Annotated in this window: 15 protein-coding genes; 13 read left to right on the top strand and 2 right to left on the bottom strand. The window is 68.9% G+C overall.

Annotation, left to right across the window (positions count from 1 at the left end):
• The first annotated feature begins 97 nt into the window (after positions 1-97).
• Positions 98-1,864: a dynamin family protein gene (locus AC069H_RS34465; RefSeq protein ID WP_478235119.1), complete on the top strand. Its 1,767-nt coding sequence runs from the start codon at positions 98-100 to the stop codon at positions 1,862-1,864.
• A complete protein-coding gene (locus AC069H_RS34460) occupies positions 1,861-3,069 on the top strand; it encodes a GTPase (protein WP_478230517.1) in 1,209 nt (402 codons plus the stop codon). The genes AC069H_RS34465 and AC069H_RS34460 overlap by 4 nt, the downstream gene beginning before the upstream one ends.
• A gap of 76 nt (positions 3,070-3,145) precedes the next feature.
• Here AC069H_RS34460 and AC069H_RS34455 read toward each other — a convergent pair whose 3' ends face one another.
• The gene (locus AC069H_RS34455; protein WP_478230518.1) at positions 3,146-3,547 is read right to left on the bottom strand and encodes a PPOX class F420-dependent oxidoreductase; all 402 of its coding nucleotides are present in this window, start codon (positions 3,545-3,547) and stop codon (positions 3,146-3,148) included.
• A 142-nt stretch (positions 3,548-3,689) separates the two neighbouring features.
• On the opposite strand from AC069H_RS34455, the gene AC069H_RS34450 reads away from it, so the two are divergent.
• The 5 genes from AC069H_RS34450 to AC069H_RS34430 all read left to right on the top strand — a co-directional run bounded on the left by AC069H_RS34450 (position 3,690) and on the right by AC069H_RS34430 (position 9,557).
• On the top strand, positions 3,690-4,907 hold the full coding sequence (locus AC069H_RS34450; protein WP_478235118.1) for a family 8 glycosyl hydrolase: 1,218 nt from the start codon (positions 3,690-3,692) through the stop codon (positions 4,905-4,907).
• 311 nt (positions 4,908-5,218) lie between these two features.
• A complete protein-coding gene (locus AC069H_RS34445; RefSeq protein ID WP_478230520.1) occupies positions 5,219-6,187 on the top strand; it encodes an ABC transporter substrate-binding protein in 969 nt (322 codons plus the stop codon).
• The gene (locus AC069H_RS34440) at positions 6,174-7,073 is read left to right on the top strand and encodes an amino acid ABC transporter permease (protein ID WP_340685035.1); all 900 of its coding nucleotides are present in this window, start codon (positions 6,174-6,176) and stop codon (positions 7,071-7,073) included. The genes AC069H_RS34445 and AC069H_RS34440 overlap by 14 nt, the downstream gene beginning before the upstream one ends.
• Positions 7,066-7,833, top strand: a complete 768-nt coding sequence (locus AC069H_RS34435; protein ID WP_478230521.1) for an amino acid ABC transporter ATP-binding protein — start codon at positions 7,066-7,068, stop codon at positions 7,831-7,833. The genes AC069H_RS34440 and AC069H_RS34435 overlap by 8 nt, the downstream gene beginning before the upstream one ends.
• Positions 7,830-9,557: an aminotransferase class V-fold PLP-dependent enzyme gene (locus tag AC069H_RS34430; protein ID WP_478235117.1), complete on the top strand. Its 1,728-nt coding sequence runs from the start codon at positions 7,830-7,832 to the stop codon at positions 9,555-9,557. The genes AC069H_RS34435 and AC069H_RS34430 overlap by 4 nt, the downstream gene beginning before the upstream one ends.
• 69 nt (positions 9,558-9,626) lie before the next feature.
• Here AC069H_RS34430 and AC069H_RS34425 read toward each other — a convergent pair whose 3' ends face one another.
• Positions 9,627-10,799 (bottom strand): macrolide family glycosyltransferase, encoded by a 1,173-nt coding sequence (locus tag AC069H_RS34425; RefSeq protein ID WP_478235116.1) that lies wholly within the window; start codon positions 10,797-10,799, stop codon positions 9,627-9,629.
• Between the two features lie 238 nt (positions 10,800-11,037).
• Here AC069H_RS34425 and AC069H_RS34420 point away from each other — a divergent pair, with 238 nt between their 5' ends.
• The 6 genes from AC069H_RS34420 to AC069H_RS34395 all read left to right on the top strand — a co-directional run bounded on the left by AC069H_RS34420 (position 11,038) and on the right by AC069H_RS34395 (position 16,590).
• Positions 11,038-12,549, top strand: coding sequence for an alpha/beta hydrolase (locus AC069H_RS34420; protein ID WP_478235115.1), 1,512 nt, complete (start codon positions 11,038-11,040; stop codon positions 12,547-12,549).
• Between the two features lie 143 nt (positions 12,550-12,692).
• Positions 12,693-13,595, top strand: a complete 903-nt coding sequence (locus AC069H_RS34415) for an ABC transporter ATP-binding protein (RefSeq protein WP_478235114.1) — start codon at positions 12,693-12,695, stop codon at positions 13,593-13,595.
• Positions 13,592-14,323: an ABC transporter permease gene (locus tag AC069H_RS34410; RefSeq protein WP_478235113.1), complete on the top strand. Its 732-nt coding sequence runs from the start codon at positions 13,592-13,594 to the stop codon at positions 14,321-14,323. The genes AC069H_RS34415 and AC069H_RS34410 overlap by 4 nt, the downstream gene beginning before the upstream one ends.
• Positions 14,324-14,343: 20 nt before the next feature.
• On the top strand, positions 14,344-14,973 hold the full coding sequence (locus AC069H_RS34405) for a hypothetical protein (RefSeq protein WP_478230526.1): 630 nt from the start codon (positions 14,344-14,346) through the stop codon (positions 14,971-14,973).
• Positions 14,970-15,293 (top strand): winged helix-turn-helix domain-containing protein, encoded by a 324-nt coding sequence (locus AC069H_RS34400; RefSeq protein WP_340685043.1) that lies wholly within the window; start codon positions 14,970-14,972, stop codon positions 15,291-15,293. The genes AC069H_RS34405 and AC069H_RS34400 overlap by 4 nt, the downstream gene beginning before the upstream one ends.
• Positions 15,280-16,590: a DNA polymerase IV gene (locus AC069H_RS34395; RefSeq protein WP_478235112.1), complete on the top strand. Its 1,311-nt coding sequence runs from the start codon at positions 15,280-15,282 to the stop codon at positions 16,588-16,590. The genes AC069H_RS34400 and AC069H_RS34395 overlap by 14 nt, the downstream gene beginning before the upstream one ends.
• Positions 16,591-16,887 lie beyond the last annotated feature (297 nt).

Raw genomic sequence — 16,887 nt, 5'->3', positions numbered from 1 at the left:
CAGGGCCCCGCGACCGCACCAGGTCGCGGGGCCCGCACGGCGTTGTTGGCCCATGCCACATTGATTCCGCGCTTGGTTAAGGGAACACTGCATCCCCGTGACAGCCCCCGCCTGGCTCGACGTGCTCAACGAGACCTTGGACGCCTGTGCCGCCCACGGCCGCGCCGACCTGGCCGAACGCCTCCGGCGCAGACGAGACGAGCGAGCGCCGGGCACCCGGATCGCGGTGGTCGGTTTTCCCAAGCAGGGCAAGGGTTACCTGCTCAACGCGCTGGTGAACGCGCCGGTCTGCGCGGTCGGGGACGCGAGTACGCCCGCCGTTCCCACGGAGATCGGCTACGCCGCCGATCCCGCCGCGACGCTGGTCGGGCATGCCAGGGAAAGCGTGCCGGTCGGTGACCTGGCCAAGGAACTCGAAGTCCGGCCGCCCGGTTCCCTGCGCCGGGTCGAAGTCGGCCTGCCGCGCGAACTTCTCGGCACGGGACTGGTGCTGGTGGACACCCCGGCGATAGGGGATCCCCGATCGCCGCGCACTGCCGCCACCCTCGACGTCCTCGCCGACGCGCACGCGGTGATCCTCGTCTCCGACGCGACACAGGAACTCCAGCCCGCGGAACTCGCGCTGGCGAGGCATATCCGCACCTGGTGCCCGGCGTTGGTGCTGGCGCTGACCAAGATCGACGTGAGCCCGGACTGGCGGGAACTCGCCGCCCGCAATCGCACCGCGCTGTCGGAGACCGGTGTCGTCGCCGACGTCTTCCCGGTGTCCGCGACGGTGCGCCAGGCCGCCGCGAAGGCCGGTGACGCCGTCCTCAACGGACGGTCCGGTTTCCCGGAACTGCTGAACTGGGTGGGGGAGCAGGCCGCGCGCCCGATCGAACGCACCCGTGCGCTCGCCGCCGCGGTGAGCGTGCGCGCGGCGGCGGTCGAGCTGGTCGAGACACTGCAGACGCGGCTCAACGCGGTCTCGCAGGACAACGGGGTCGACCAGGTCACGCTGCTGCACCAGGCACAACGGCGCACCGAGGAGCTGCGGCGGCAGAACGTCCGCTGGCAGAACATGTTGTCGGACGAGATCACCGATCTGATCTCCGACGCCGAATACGACCTGCGCGAGCGGACGCGGATGATCGTGCGGCATATCGACCGCACCTTCGACGAAGGCGACCCCGTGCAGATCTGGCCGGATTTCCAGACCTGGCTGGAGGAGAACCTCGCCGAGGCCGTCGAAACGAACTACAACTGGGTGTCCGACCGGTCGGAGTGGATCGCGCAAGCAGTCGCCTCGACCTTCGGGCCGCACTACGGCCAAGCGCCGGAACTACCACTGACCGGGTCCGGAGTGGACTCGATCCCCGAGGTCGGCGCACCCAGGATCGAGCGGTTCAAGATCGGGCAGAAACTCTTCACCGGCTTGCGTGGTTCCTACGGCGGCGTGCTGATGTTCGGCCTCGTCACCAGTCTCGCCGGGCTGCCGCTGATCAACCCGGTGTCGCTCGGCGCCGGTGTCGCGTTCGCGACCAAGAGCGTGCGCGACGAAGGCGGGACACGCTTGCAGCGACGTCAGGCGCTGGCGAAGGCCGCCGCGCAGCGCCACGTCGACGACGTGTTCATCCGGTTCAGCAAGGAGATCAAGGACGAGGTCCGTCAGGTGCAGCGGCGCCTGCGCGACCATTTCGCCGCGGTGTCCGACCAGCTCTCGGAAGAGCTGACGCGGCAACGGGAACTGATCATCGCCGGATCCGCCGAACGGGACCGGCGCACCCAGCGGGTCAAGAAGGAGATCGACCGCCTCGCCGCCCTGCACCGGAAGGCGGGGGCGCTCGGCACCGGCGCCGCGCCGCGCCGGGAGCTTTCGGCGTGAACACCGCCTTGGACGTCCGGGAACTCCTGAACGAAGCGGCGGCGCACTACCGGGATCGTCCGCACGCGGTGTCGATGCTGCGGGAATGCCTGGAGCGCCTGGAAGAACCGCTGCGTGTCGGCTTCACCGGCACGCCGGGAACCGGAAAGTCCACTTTGGTCTCCGCGCTCGCGGAATGGCCGACGCGGGCCCTGCGCGAAATCGAGTTGTCCGACACCCCGGCACCCGCCGAACACGTCGACGCGACGGTGCGCCTGGTTCGCCATCTGGAACCCGACGAACTCGCGGGCACCCGGCCGGTGGGCGGTTCGGCGTTCGCCCGGCAGACGGCGGTGAACTCCGTACTGGTGCTCGGCAGGGCGGACGAGGTCGGCGCGGGCCGGATCGACGCCTTGCTCACCGCGAAACAGCTGGCGCGGCGGGCCTGGCGCGAGAACCCGGACTGCGCGGGATTCCAGGGAGTCATCGCGGTCGCCGGGCAGCTGGGTTACGCGGGGCGGGCGCTGCGGGACGACGAATTCGAGGTGCTGCGCGCGCTGGCGTCGGTCTCCCGGCCGGAACTGGAGCGGTATCTCCTGTCCGTTGATTCCTTTGTGGACGATCCGTTCCCGGTGGGGGTCCCGCCGGGAACGAGGAAGCACCTGGTGTCGCGGTTCGGGCTCTACGGGGTCCGGCTGGCGCTCACCCTGATCCGCACCGGTTGCGAGAGCAGGCTGAAACTCTCGGCGGAACTCGTGCACCGCAGCGGTCTCGGCGACCTGAGGGACACGCTCGCGGGCTGCTTCGTCGCGCGGGCCGAGGCGTTGAAGGCGCGCACGGCGGTAGTGCGGCTGGAAGGTCTTCTCGCCGCGGAGCCACTTCCGCACGGCGACCGGCTCGCCGCGCGTGTCGAGCGTTTCGCCGCGGCGGCGCACGACTTCCGGGAACTCCGGCTCATCGCCGGTATCCGCGGTGGCCGCACGGCGTTGACCGGAGAGGTCGCCGAGGAGGCCGTCCGCTTGCTCGGCGCGCAGGGAATCGCGCCCACCGAGCGGCTCGGTCTCGAACCGGACGCGGATCCGGCCGAGATCCACGCGGGTGCGGAGAGCGCGCTCGTCCGGTGGCGGCATGAGGCGGAACGGGCCGACGCCGCGCACGCCGAACGCGCGGCCGCCCGGGTGATCGTGCGCTCGGTCGAAGGGCTGCTGAGCCTGTTCGTGGCTTGACGCCTGCCGGTCCCCGAGTCACCATAGACCTCTCTATGGTGACTCTGACCAGGCGAACAGACTCGCAGGACACCGCCTAGGCGTTGCCGAGGACCCGGGTCACGGTGATCTCGACGACCACGCGTTCCGGGTTCGGCTTGGGCTGCCGGTAGCGCGCGGCGTAGCGGTTTTCGGCGTCGCGCACCGATGCCGGGTCTTCGCGCAGCACGGCGCGTCCCTCCAAAGTGGACCAACGGGGCCCGTCGATCTGGCAGGCGGCGACCGGAATGCCCTGTTCGCCCGCTTCTTTGATCAGGCGGGCCTTCTTGGACGAGCGGAACGTGATCACCCTGGCGATCCCGGCCTCGAAGTCCACCGTGACCCCCACCGCCACGACGTGCGGGGTCCCGTCGGGGCGGACCGTGGTCAGGGTGGCGAGGTGTCGTTCGGTCCAGAAGTCCAGGAAGGACTCGCCGCGCGCGCTCAGGTCGATCGTCATGCCGTCAACGCTAAGGCACGCGTCACGAAGACGTCCTTTGAGGTAATAGTAAGGAAACTTTCTTAACTCTCTTGTTTTTGCCCGACCCTGCTGTCACTCTCGAAACGCGCCGCCGCCATCAACGACGTTTCCGGAGGAGCCGATGAGAAAGACCGTTCGGACAGTGCTGGCCGCGGCCGCGCTGACCGCCGGGCTGGTCGCCACGACCACCCCCGCCACCGCGGTGACCACTCAGGGGACCCCTTACCTGCCAGGGGTTCTGCGCCCGTCCGTGGCCCAGTCGGCACAGGACGCGGCGCTCGCCAAGTACTACGACTACTGGAAGAAGAACTTCCTGACCACCAAGTGCGGGGCGGGCACGTACGCGGTCAAGGCGCCGGACGCCGACCACGCCTTCGTGGCCGAGGGCCAGGGCTACGGCATGACCATCGCGGCGATGATGGCGGGCAAGGATCCGCAGGCGCGCACGGTCTTCGACGGCATCCTGAAGTTCGTGAAGGCGCACCCGTCCGTGATCGACAAGGATCTGCACGCCGCCGAGCAGGACGAGAGCTGCAAGAGCGTCAACGGCAGTGACGCGGCGACCGACGGCGACCTCGAGATCGCGTACGGCCTGCTCCTCGCCGACAAGGTCTGGGGCAGCGGGGGTTCGGTCGACTACAAGGCCGAGGCGCTGCGGATCATCAAGGCGATCAAGCGCAGCGAGGTCAACCCCGACACCAAGTTCATGCGGCTGGCGGACTGGGCCGACAGTGGCAAGTACATCAACAGCTCGCGTTCCTCGGACTGGATGCCGGGTCACCTCCGCGCGTTCGAGAAGGCGACCGGCGACTCCTTCTGGGGCCAGGTCCGGACCCGGCAGGAGAAGGCGGTCACGCAGCTGCAGCAGCAGTACGCGCCGAAGACCGGTCTGATCCCGGACTTCGTCGTCAACACCAACGCCACGCCGAAGCCCGCTCCGGACGGCTTCCTCGAGGACCACGACCCGCACTACGGCTACAACGCCTGCCGTGACCCGTGGCGGCTCGGTGTCGACGGGATCACCGTCTCGGGCAGCCCGGCGCAGGGGCAGGTGCGGAAGATGAACACCTGGATCCAGCAGAACACCGGCGGCAATCCGGCCAAGATCACCACCGGCTACACGCTGTCCGGCTCCAAGCTGCCGGGCGAGACGGGGCAGCACCCCTGCTTCACCGCGTCGTTCGCCATCGCGGCGATGAACGACCCGGGCAGCCAGGCCTGGCTCGACAAGCTGTGGACGTCGATCACCACCTGGTCGCCGAACGCCAAGGACTACTACGGCACTGGCATCACCGTGCAGGTCCTGATCATCCTGTCGGGGAACTACGTCGCGGTCTGACCTGACTCAGTTACCCACGTGGATTCCGGCCGAGTCCGTGAAGGCCTCCTTCCCTACTTTGAGAGTAGGGAAGGAGGCCTTCACTACCTTGGTGACGGCCACGTGCGCCCCACCTGCAGCAGCGGTCGCAGCGGCTGCGCGTGAAGGCCCCCTTCCCTCGGCTTAGTCGACCCTGGGTCACGGAAGCCGCGTGAAGGGGCCCTTCGCACGCGAAACGGACATCCACCGGACAAGATTTCAACTGTGAGTTGACCTCTTCAACAGCCAGTTGTAGCGTCGGCGACCACCTGAAGCCCCCGTGGAGGTCCGTCATGCCGTCGACGCCGCTCACTTTGACCCGAACCTGGCGCCTGGCCGTGCTCACCGGCGTGGCCGCGCTCGTCACCGCGGCCTGCGGAGGCGGGCCCGACGGAGCCGGCGGACAGGAACCCGCTGCCCCAGGCGCACCCGCCGCGATCCCGGACACGACCGCGCTGATCGAGTCCGTCCAGAAGGACGCCGCCGTCGCCGGCACCCTGCCCGCGAAGTACGCGCAGGCCGGAATGCTGCACCTGGCCTCGAACCTGCAATCCGCGCCCAACAACTTCTACGCCGCGGACGGCAAGACGCCGATCGGCTACGAGGTCGACCTCGCCAAGGCCATCGGCAAGAAGCTGGGCGTCACCGTGCACCACCAGGACATGGCGTTCGGCTCGCTGATCACCAGCCTCCAGTCCGGCCGCGTCGACCTCACGATGGCCGCGATGAACGACACCAAGACCCGGCAGGCGCAGATCGACTTCGTCGACTACTTCTCCTCGGGCATCACGATCATGGTCCGCAAGGGCAACCCCGACCAGATCTCTGGCCCGGACACGTTGTGCGGCAAGAACGTCGCGGTCGTGCAGGGGACGAGCCACCAGAAGTTCGCCGAAGAGCAGAACGGCAAGTGCACGCAGGCGGGCAAGCCCGCGCTGACCGTGACCGCGACCGATTCCGACACGCAGAACCAGAACCAGCTCCGCACCGGCCGGGTCGCCGCCATCCTCAACGACCTGCCCAGCGCGGTCTACATCTCGCGGACCGCGGGTGAGGGCAAGTTCTTCGAGGTCGTCCCCGGCGAGCCGATCAACGGCGGGCCGTACGGGATCGGCGTCAACAAGGAGAACAAGCCGCTCGCGGAGTCGATCCAGAAGGCGTTGCAGTCTCTGATCGCCGACGGCGGATACGGCAAGATCCTGCAGGCCTGGGGCGTCGAGCAGGGAGCGGTCAAGGAGGCGAAGCTCAATGGCGGAAGCTGAGCCGCTGCCGATCGTCCGGCTGAGGCACTGGGGCCGCTGGGTCAGCGCCGTCGTCATCCTCGCGCTGCTGGTGCTGCTTGGGATCGCGCTCGCGAACGCGCAGATCCAGTGGGATTCCGTCCCGGAATTCCTGTGGTACCGGGTGATGGCGGTCGGCCTGCTCAACACCGTGTTGCTGGCGGTGATCGCGCAGGGATCGGCGATCGTCATCGGGATCGTGATCGCCCTGATGCGCCGTTCGGCGAACCCGGTGGCGCGCTGGTTCGCGGCAGGCTACATCTGGCTGTTCCGCGGGCTTCCGGTGCTGCTGCAGATCCTGATCTGGTACAACCTGGCGCTGGTGTTCGAGTTCATCTCGATCCCGTTGCCGTTCGGCGGCTACCTCCTGCACGAGCAGACCAACGTGCTGATCACGGCGTTCACCGCCGCGCTGCTGGGCTTGGCGCTCAACGAAAGCGCGTACATGGCGGAGATCGTCCGCGCGGGGCTGAACAGTGTCGACAGTGGACAGACCGAGGCGGCGAAGTCGATCGGGATGTCGCCGGGCGCGACGCTGCGCCGCGTGGTGCTGCCGCAGGCGATGCGGGTGATCATCCCGCCGACCGGCAACGACTTCATCAACATGCTCAAGGGGACGTCGATGGCGTCGGTGATCGGCGTGACCGAGCTGATCCACGCCGCCAACAACATCTCGTCCAACAACCTGCTGGTGATGGAGACGCTGCTGGCCGCCGCCGTCTGGTACATGGTCGTGGTGACCGTCGCCGGGGTCGGGCAGCACTATCTGGAGCGCGCCTTCGACTCAGAAGACCGGTCGAGGAGCGCGTTCTCCCGTGCCGCCAAGGCGTTGCGCACCGCTCCGCTGGTGAGGAGTGAACGTGTCTGAGCCGCTGCTCAAAGCCGTCGGCGTCCGCAAGAGCTACGGCCACACCGAGGTGCTGGGCGGGATCGACCTCGAAGTCCACAAAGGACAGGTGGTCTGCCTGCTCGGCCCGTCGGGCGCGGGGAAGAGCACCTTCCTGCGCTGTGTCAACCATCTGGAGACGATCGACGCCGGGCAGGTCTGGGTCGACGGCGAGCCGATCGGTTTCCGGCTGCGCAACGGAAAGCTGTACGAACTGAAGGAACGCGAGGTCGCCCGGCAGCGGCGCGACATCGGCATGGTGTTCCAGCGGTTCAACCTGTTCGGCCACCGGACGGCGCTGCAGAACGTCGTCGAAGGGCCGGTGCGCGTGCTCGGTCTGAACCCCGAGGAAGCGCGCGTCCAAGCGCTCGAACTGCTCGACAGGGTCGGCCTCGCGCACCGCGCCGACGCCTACCCGGCGCAGCTGTCGGGCGGGCAGCAGCAGCGGGTCGCGATCGCCCGGTCGCTGGCGATGAAACCGAAGCTGATGCTGTTCGACGAGCCGACGTCGGCGCTCGACCCGGAACTCGTGGGCGAGGTGCTGGCGGTGATGGGTACGTTGGCCGCGGAGGGGATGACGATGGTCGTGGTGACGCACGAGATGGGGTTCGCGGCCGAAGCCGCGGACGAGGTGGTGTTCATGGCCGACGGCATGGTCGTCGAGACCGGTCCGCCGGGGGAGATCCTGAGTTCGCCGAAGCACGAGCGGACCAAGCAGTTCCTGGCACGGGTCCTCGCATGACGCGGATCTCCCCACGGTACCTGCTGCAGTTCGACGAGCCGGCCGGGTACCTCGACTTCGCGCGGTTCGGCCCGCCGTCGCACGCCGTGCTCGACACGACGGCGAGCCTGCTCGACGCCTCGACCAAGGCCGGTCCGTCCACTGTGGACGACCTGATGCGGCAGGAGACCAGGGCCAAGGCCGCCGCCGCGCGGCTTTCCGGCAGCGACACCGACCACACGGTGCTGCTGCCGCACACCAGTCTCGGGTTGTTCCAGGCGGCGTTCAACGCGCCCGGCGGCGAGGCGCTGGTGTCGGCGGCGGAGTTCCCGGCCAACACCTACCCGTGGGCGCGGGCCGAACAGGCGGGACGGCTGACCGTGCGGCGGCTGCCGCTGGGAAACGTCACCGCGGACGCGGTCAAGGCGGCGCTGACGCCGGACACGTCGCTGGTCAGCGTGAGCGCGGTCGACTTCCGCACCGGGTATCGCGCCGACCTCGCGGCGATCCGGGAGGTGGTCGGCGACAGGCTGCTCGTGGTCGACGGCATCCAGGGCTTCGGGGTGACCGAGGCGCCGTGGGAGGTCGCGGACGTGCTCGTCGTCGGCGGGCAGAAGTGGCTGCGGGCGGGCTGGGGCACCGGTTTCGCCGTGTTGTCCGACCGGGCGCTGGAGCGGATGGAACCGATCCTGTCCGGCTGGACCGGCGCCCGCGATCCGGGACTGTTCGACGACGAGATCCATCCGGCCGACGACACCGCGGCCTCGTGGTCCATCTCGAACCTGAGCCCGATCACCTCGGGCGCGTTCGCGGCCGCGCTGGAACTGGTCGAGGAAGCGGGCGTCGGAGCCATCGCCGGACGGATCGCCGAACGGGTCGCCGAACTCGAAGAGGCCGTGAAATCCGCTGGCGGGGAAGTGGTTTCGGCCGTCGACCGGCGGGCGGGGATCCTCGCCTTCACGCTTCCGGGGCACGCGGCCGAACAGGTGGGTTCCGCGCTGGCGAACGCCGGGATCGCCGCGACCGTGCGGCCGGAACACGTCCGGCTGTCGCCGCACGCGTCGACTCCGGCGAGCGCGGCGGAACAGGTGCGGACGGCGCTGGAGCGGCTGAAGAAGCCGGTCACGGTGTTCGAAGCGCCGGTTGTCGCTTCGGCGGCTTCGGGAGATCTGCTCACCGCGCTCGTCCCGGCGGTGCACGCGCTCGCGGCGATGCTGGGGCCGGGCAACGAAGTCCTGCTGCACGACCTGAGCAGGCTCCCGGACTCGATCGTCGCCATCGCGGGTGACCTCACCGGCCGGACGGTCGGCGGGCCGATGACGGATCTGCTGCTGGGCCTTGTCCGTCGCGGCACCACGCAGGACCTGACGAATTACGAGACGCACGGCCCCGACGGCCGGGCGATCCGCTCCTCGACGCTGTTCCTGCGAGACGCCGACGGGGTCGCGATCGGCTGCCTGTGTGTCAACCGGCTGTCCGACGGCGCGCCGAAGGCCGACGGGCACGAACCCGAGACGTTCCCGCCGGACGTCGACAGCCTGCAGCGGTTCCTGGTCGGGCGCGCCGTGGCGAAGGCAGGGATCCCGGTGGACCTGATGAAGAAGCGGCACAAGGCGGCCGTGGTCCGGGAACTGGACGAGGCGGGGTTCTTCCTCATCAAGGACTCCGTGGACCACCTCGCCGGGGAACTCGACGTCACGCGGTACACGATCTACAACTACCTGAACGAGATCAGGGGGACCTGACGCGCGTGCCATGAAGGAGTCTTTCATCGCAAAATTTGCGATGAAAGACTCCTTCATGGCAGAAGGGACCTAGCTCAGGAAGGACTCCACGGCGTCGGCGGCCTTGTCGATGCCGCCGTTCCCGCGCGTCTCGGCCTGGACCTCGGCGAGCCGCGCGGCCACCTCGGGCGACCCGGAGACCCGCTCGACGGCGGCCCGCAGCGTCGAGGCCGTCACCTCGTCGGCCGGAAGCTGCTCGCCGACACCCAGTTCCGCCAGCTTCGCGGCATTACCGAAACCGTCGGTGGCGAGCGGGATCGCGACGGTCGGCACGCCGTACCACAGCGATTCCGTGCTGCCGCCCATGCCGGCGTGCGTGATGAACGCCGACGCGGCCTCCAGCACGGCGAGCTGCGGCACGAACTGATGGACCTCGATGTGCTCGGGCAGCGGCCCGAGTGCGGCCGGATCGGTCTGGCCGATGGAGATGACCACGTGCCAGTCCGAGTCGCGGAAGCCGTCGACACAAGCGCGGAACAGGTCGAGCTGGTCGGTGAACGCCGTGCCGAGCGACATCAGCAGGACCTTCCTGCCGCTCGGCGGCGGGGTCCAGCTCCGGTCGGCGAGGCGTTCCGGGTCCAGCGCAGGGCCGACGAACCGGACCGACGACGGCACGCGCTCGACGTTCGGCTGCATCGCCTTCGGCAGCAGCGCGAGCACCTGGGGCGGATGGGAGATCCAGTCCCAGGCGTCGGCCTCGATGCCGTTCTCGTTCAGCCACCCGGTGAACGTGGCGAAATAGTCCTTTCCGGACGGTGAGGTCCGGATCGCGGTCAGCATCTCGCCCATGTCCTCTTCGTAGCCTTCCCAGGCGACATACGTCGGGGAGAGCTGCACCGCCGGAATGTCGTAGCGCCTGGCCAGCAGCGGGGCCGGGAGCCCGCCGATGTCGTAGAGCAGCAGGTCCGGGCGGTTCTCGTCGTAGAAGCCGGTGAGCACCGGCATCGCCTGGATGCCCTCGTCGAGGAAGACCCGCATCTGCGAAGCCGGATCCTCCGGCCACGCCGCCTGATCACCGAGCGGAAGGATCGAGGGGTGCGAGACGATCTCGGCCCCGGCCGGCTCGATCAACCCGGTGAGCGGTTCGCCCACGGCGTAGCTGACCCGGTGCCCGCGAGCGACCAGCTCACGAATGATCGCCAGCGACGGATAGATATGGCTCGGCGCGGTGCTGCCGATCATGGCGATGTGCTTGTTCTGCATGATGTCCTGTCTCAATCCGTGGAGGAATGGCAGACGGCGCGCAGAAAAGGGGCCTCCCGATCGCGGGCGGCCCTGCGGTCACGCCGTCTCAGGCGGTGCGCATACGGATGTGACAGATCATGATCGAGATCCTAACGCGCGTCGCGAGAGGGGCTCAACCGATTAACGGGCTGCCCCGGTTCGCCGCGATCGGGACCCGCCGTTGGTAGAGACCTTCGCCGGAAGGCTTCCGCAGGTCATGGACGTGGACAGGGTTCCGGGGCTTTCACCTTTGGCGGGAAAGAGAGAAACCTTGAGACGTGTGCTCATCACCGCGCCCGCCGTCGCGGCGGAAGAGGCGCGGCCCGCCGAGCCGATCACCTGGGGTGCTTGTACCGACCAGACCCTGATCAACGCCGGTGCCGAATGCGGCTACCTGCCCGTTCCGCTGGACTATTCACGGCCGCGCGGCGAGAAGATCCAGCTCGCGCTCAGCCGCGTCAAGCACAAGACACCCGACGCGCGGTACCAGGGCGTCATGCTCACCAATCCCGGCGGGCCCGGCGGTTCCGGGCTGCTGCTCGCGATCCGTGGGACGCGCGTGCCGAACCACGCCGGCGACGCCTACGACTGGGTCGGTTTCGACCCGCGCGGTGTCGGCTCCAGCAAACCCGCGCTGTCGTGCGTCCCGAACCACATGGACTACAACCGGCCGAACTACGTGCCGACGACGCGGCAGCTGGAGAAGACCTGGTTGCGGCGTTCGAAGTCCTACGCCGACGCGTGCGCGGAGAAGAACAGCCGCGCGCTGCTGGAGAACATCAAGACGACCGACACGGTCAAGGACATGGAAAGTATCCGCAAGGCGCTCGGCGCGGAGCGGTTGAACTTCTACGGCACCTACCTCGGCCAGGTCTACGGGACGCTGTTCCCGCAGCACGTCCGCCGGATGGTCCTCGATTCCACTGTGGACCCCCGCAACGTCTGGTACCAGGCCAATCTGAACCAGGACGTGGCGTACGACGTCAACCTCGACATCTGGTTCGGCTGGGTCGCTTCGCACGACGGCGTCTACCACCTCGGCAAGGCCCAGGCCGCGGTGAAGCAGGTCTTCGACGAGCAGCTGAAGAAGCCGGCGGCGGTTCCGGCAGGCGGCTACATCGGGCCGGACGAGTTCCTCGACGTCTTCCAGCAGGCTTCCTACTACCAGCTGCGGTGGACGCTGCTCGGCGACGCGCTGGCGAAGTTCGTCAACAAGGGCGACTGGCAGACGATGAAGGGCCTGTTCGAGGGCTTCGGCGGACGCGGCGACGACAACAGCTACGCCGTCTATCTCGCCGTCCAGTGCACGGACGTGAAGTGGCCGCCGAGCTGGCAGCAGTGGAAGCGCGACAACTGGCGGACCTATCAGCAGGCGCCGTACTTCACGTGGCAGAACGCTTGGTTCAACGGGCCTTGCCTGTACTGGCCCGCGAAGCCGGGCAAGCCGGTCAAGGTCGACGGCTCGAAGGTGCCGAGTGTGCTGATGATCGGCGAGACCCTCGACGCGGCGACGCCGTACGAAGGCAGCCTCGAGGTGCGTAGCCGGTTCCCCAGTGCTCGCCTGATCGGTGAGCCGGGCGGGACGAGCCACGCCATCACCCCGCGCGGCAACGCGTGCGTCGACAACCGGATCGCCGACTACCTGGCGACCGGGGCGCTGCCCGAGCGCAAACCCGGGCGGACGGCAGACGTCGAATGCGCGCCGCTGCCGCTCCCCGTCCCCGCCTAGCCCAAGTCCGTGAAGGCCTCCTTCCCTACTTTCAGGGTAGGGAAGGAGGCCTTCACGGACTTCCAGGGTTTCCGTGGCAGGGGACTTTGTGTTACAAAGTGAAAGTGAGCTTTGTGGTTCAGAGTGCTCGAAGGGGGAAAGTCATGACGGACGCGTTCAGCCTCCAGGGGCTGGTCAAGCGCTTCGGCGACGTCCTGGCCGTCGACGACGTCAGTGTGCGGGCCGCACCGGGGGAGGTGGTGGCGCTGCTCGGGCCGAACGGCGCGGGCAAGTCGACCACCATCGACATGCTGCTGGGCCTCAGCAGGCCGGACGCCGGTCAGGTGCGGGTCGCCGGGCTCGGCGCAGCCGAGGCGATGGACCGGGGGATGGTCGGCGCGATGGCGCAGAACGGGACGCTGCTGCGGGACGTGACCGTCGCCGAACTCGTCGGCCTGTTCGCCTCGCTGCACCGGAACGCGCTGCCGGTCGGTGAGGTGCTCAAGCGCGCCGGCGTCACCGAATACGCGAATCGCCGCTGCGGGAAGCTGTCCGGTGGCGAGCAGCAGCGGGTGCGGTTCGCGCTCGCGCTGGTCGGCGATCCGGACCTGCTGGTGCTCGACGAGCCGACCGCGGCCATGGACGTCGACGGACGGCGCCGGTTCTGGGCGTCGATGCGCGAGTACACCGAGACGGGCCGCACGGTCCTCTTCGCGACGCACTACCTCGCCGAAGCCGAGGACTACGCGGACCGTGTCGTGCTGATGCGGCACGGCCGGGTCGTCGCGGACGGTCCGGTCGGTGAGGTCCGGGCCGCGGTCGCCGGACGCGTGCTGCGTGCCGTCGTCCCGGACGCCACCGAAGCCACGCTCGCCGCCTTGCCCGGGGTATCGCGCGCGGTGCTGCGTGCCGGGCACGCGGAGCTGAGCTGTGCCGATTCCGACGCCGCCATCCGCGGCCTGCTGCGCGGGTTCCCGCTCGCCTCGGACATCGAAATCACCGCTGTGGGACTGGAAGAAGCCTTCATCGCGCTGACCGCCGATGCGGCTGAAGGAGCTGTGAGATGAACCTGAACTACCTCGCGCTGGAGATCAAGCGCATCGTCCGCAGCCCGCAGTTCGCGTTGTTCACCATCGGCATGCCCTTGGCGATGTTCCTGTTGTTCGGCGGGATCTTCGGCGCCCGCGAGATCGCTCCTGGGATCTCGACCGCGACGGTGACCATGGTGAACATGGCCGCGTACGGCGCCATGACCGCCGCGCTGTTCACCGGCACCCGCGTCGCCACCGAGCGTACCGACGGCTGGCAGCGCACCCTGCGACTGACACCGATGCGGGCGCCGGGCTATCTGATGGTCAAGGTGTCGGCGGGATTGTCCGTCGCGTTGCCCGTCCTGCTGGTGATCTTCGCGGCCGGGATGATCCGCGGTATCCGGCTCGAAACCGGCCAGTGGCTGACGATCTTCGGCACACTCTGGCTCGGGACGCTGCCCTTCGCGGTGCTGGGGCTGATGATCGGCCTGTTCGGCAAGGGCGACACCGTCCAGGCGGTGACCGGCGCGCTGATGCTGCCGCTGGGCATGTTCGGCGGATTGTGGATCCCGCTGCAGGTCCTGCCCGGCTGGATGAACACGGCCGGGCACCTCATGCCGACGTACTGGCTCGGCGAGATCGGCCGCGCGCCGGTGCTCGGCGGTTCGGGCACGCTGACCGCCGTGGGGGTGCTCGCGGCGTGGCTCGTGATCCCCGCGCTCGTGGTGATGGCGAGGTTCCGGCTCGACACGGCGAGACTGTGAACCCGTGTTAGTTTTCCGAAGTGGTGGAGGATGAACGGGACGGCGACGAGCGGCCGATGACGCCCGAGGAGTCGCTCGCGCTCATCGCCACGCAGGCGGAGAAGACCCGGCGCGAGATCGGGCCGAATCCGGCGGTGCTGCTCGCCGTATGGGGTCTGGTGTGGCTGCTCGGCTTCGGGCTCGTCTACCTTTCCGCCCCGCCGACCGCGCTGCTGCCGATGTGGGCCGCCGGCGTGATCGCCGTCGCCGGTTTCGCCGGGGCCATGGCATATTCGGCGATCTACGGCATCCGGTCGGGCCGCGGGGTGCACGGGCCGTCCCGGCTCGTCGGGGCGATGTACGGGTGGAGCTGGATGATCGCGTTCGGCGGCCTGACGGTGGTGAACACCGCGCTGATCCGCCTCGGCCTCGACAGCGAGTTGATCCCGTTGCTGTGGTCCGGGACCTCGCTCATACTGACCGGTCTGATGTACCTCGCCGGCGGGATGCTGTGGCAGAGCAAGCTGCAGTACGGCCTCGGCGTGTGGATCATCGCGTGCGGCGCGGCGAGCGTGCTGGCGGGGGGACCGCACAACTTCCTCGTACTGAGCCTCGCGGGTGGCGGTGGCTTCCTGGTGGCGTCGCTGGTCTTCCTGGTGCGGGCGCGATGAGCGAAGACGGGTTGCCCCAGCTCGACCCGGTGATCCACGCGCAGGCGCGGCTGCGGGTCACCGTGGCGTTGTCGAGCCTGGGGCCGGGGGACAGCATCACCTTCCCGAGGCTGCAGCAACTGCTGGACATGACACCGGGCAACCTGTCGACCCATCTGCGCAAACTCGAGGACGCGGGCTACGTCGAGATCACGAAGGCGTTCGAGCACCGCACGCCGGTGACCCTGGTCCAGCTGACCACCCGTGGCCGGGCCGCGTTCGAGGAGTACACGAAGGCCCTGCATCGTCTTCTCGAGGTGCCGGGCGATGGGCGGGCATGACCGGTGGGTCATCCACCTCGACATGGACGCGTTCTACGCCTCCTGTGAACAGCTGACCCGGCCGACCCTGTCCCACCGTCCGGTACTGGTCGGCGGCGCGGGACCGCGCGGCGTGGTCGCCGGGGCGAGCTACCAGGCGCGCGAACACGGGATCAAATCGGCGATGCCGATGTCGCAGGCCCGGCGGCTGCTGCCGCCCAACGGAGTCATCCTGCCGCCGCGGTTCAAACTGTACGAACTGCTGAGCACCCAGGTGTTCGACCTCGTCGCCCAGTACGCGCCCGTGCTGGAACGGATCTCCCTCGACGAGGCTTTCGCGGAACCGCCTTCACTGGCCGGTGCCTCCTCGGACGAGGTGCGGGAGTTCGGTGCTCGCCTGCGGGAGCACATCCGGTCCGAAATCGGCCTGGTGGCGTCGATCGGGGCGGCGTCGGGGAAGCAGGTCGCGAAGGTCGCGTCGGATCTGGCGAAACCGGACGGGCTGCTCGTCGTCGACCAGGGCACCGAACGCGACTTCCTCGCGCCGCTGCCGACCAGGGTGCTGTGGGGGATCGGCCCGGTGGCGGAAGGAAAACTGCGGGCGATCGGCGTCCGGACACTGGGCCAGCTGACCGCGCTCTCCGACGCCGACGCGGTGTCCACTTTGGGCAGTGTGGTCGGGCGGGACCTGCGGCGGCTGGCCACCGGCGTCGACGACCGGCCGGTGTCCGACCGCGCGGAGCTCAAACAGGTCAGCGCCGAAACGACCTTCGACCGGGATCTGATCGACCTGACGAGCCTGCGGCGCGAGGTCCGCGACCTCGCCGTGCACGCGCACCGGCGCCTCGTCAACGCCGAACGGGTCGCGCGGACGGTGGTGGTGAAGCTGCGGCACACCGACTTCAGCACCGTGACGCGTTCGGAGACGATGGCCTCGCCCACCGACGAATTCGACCAGCTCGCCGCGATGGCGGAACGGCTGCTGATCGATCCGACCGAGTTCGGCGGGGTGCGGCTGGCCGGGGTCGCGTTCTCCGGGCTTTCGGTGCCGCATCAGGATCCGCTGTTCACTCTTTCGGTTCCGGCCGCCGAGACGCCCGTGGTCGAGCGAGCCCCGGCGCCGGTGGTGTCGTCGAGCTGGCGGCCCGGGGACGACGTCGTGCACGAGTCGTACGGGACCGGGTGGGTGCAGGGCGCCGGGCACGGACGGGTGACCGTCCGGTTCGAGACGCGCACCAGTGGGCCGGGGGTGGCGCGGACGTTCCCGCAGGAGGAACCGGCGCTGCGCAGGGGAGAGCCCGGCGACTGCCTGGCTTGAGCCGGCAAGCGGAGCGTCCACAAGGGACACTTGGCGCCAGCCGAATGCCCTTTTTGCAGAGGGGTCGTGAGTGATAAAGAGCGTTCTAACCCAATGTCACGTAGCTCAAGATGATCTTGGGCGGGGTTGACGGGTGGGGTGAAGGCTCCCTTCGCTGTGTCTGATGCGACGAAGGGGGCGCCTTCGGCCTGGCCGTGGGTCGAGGGGGTCGTGGGGGGGGGTTTTGGTTTTCCCCCCCAAAACCCCCCCCCACCCCCCCCCCCAACCCCCCCCCCCCCCCCCCCCCCCAGAACCCGG

Source organism: Amycolatopsis sp. NPDC043887 (assembly GCF_056435665.1).
The sequence above is the reverse complement of the archived record's forward strand: the minus strand, read 5'-3'. Positions and strand labels throughout refer to the sequence as shown.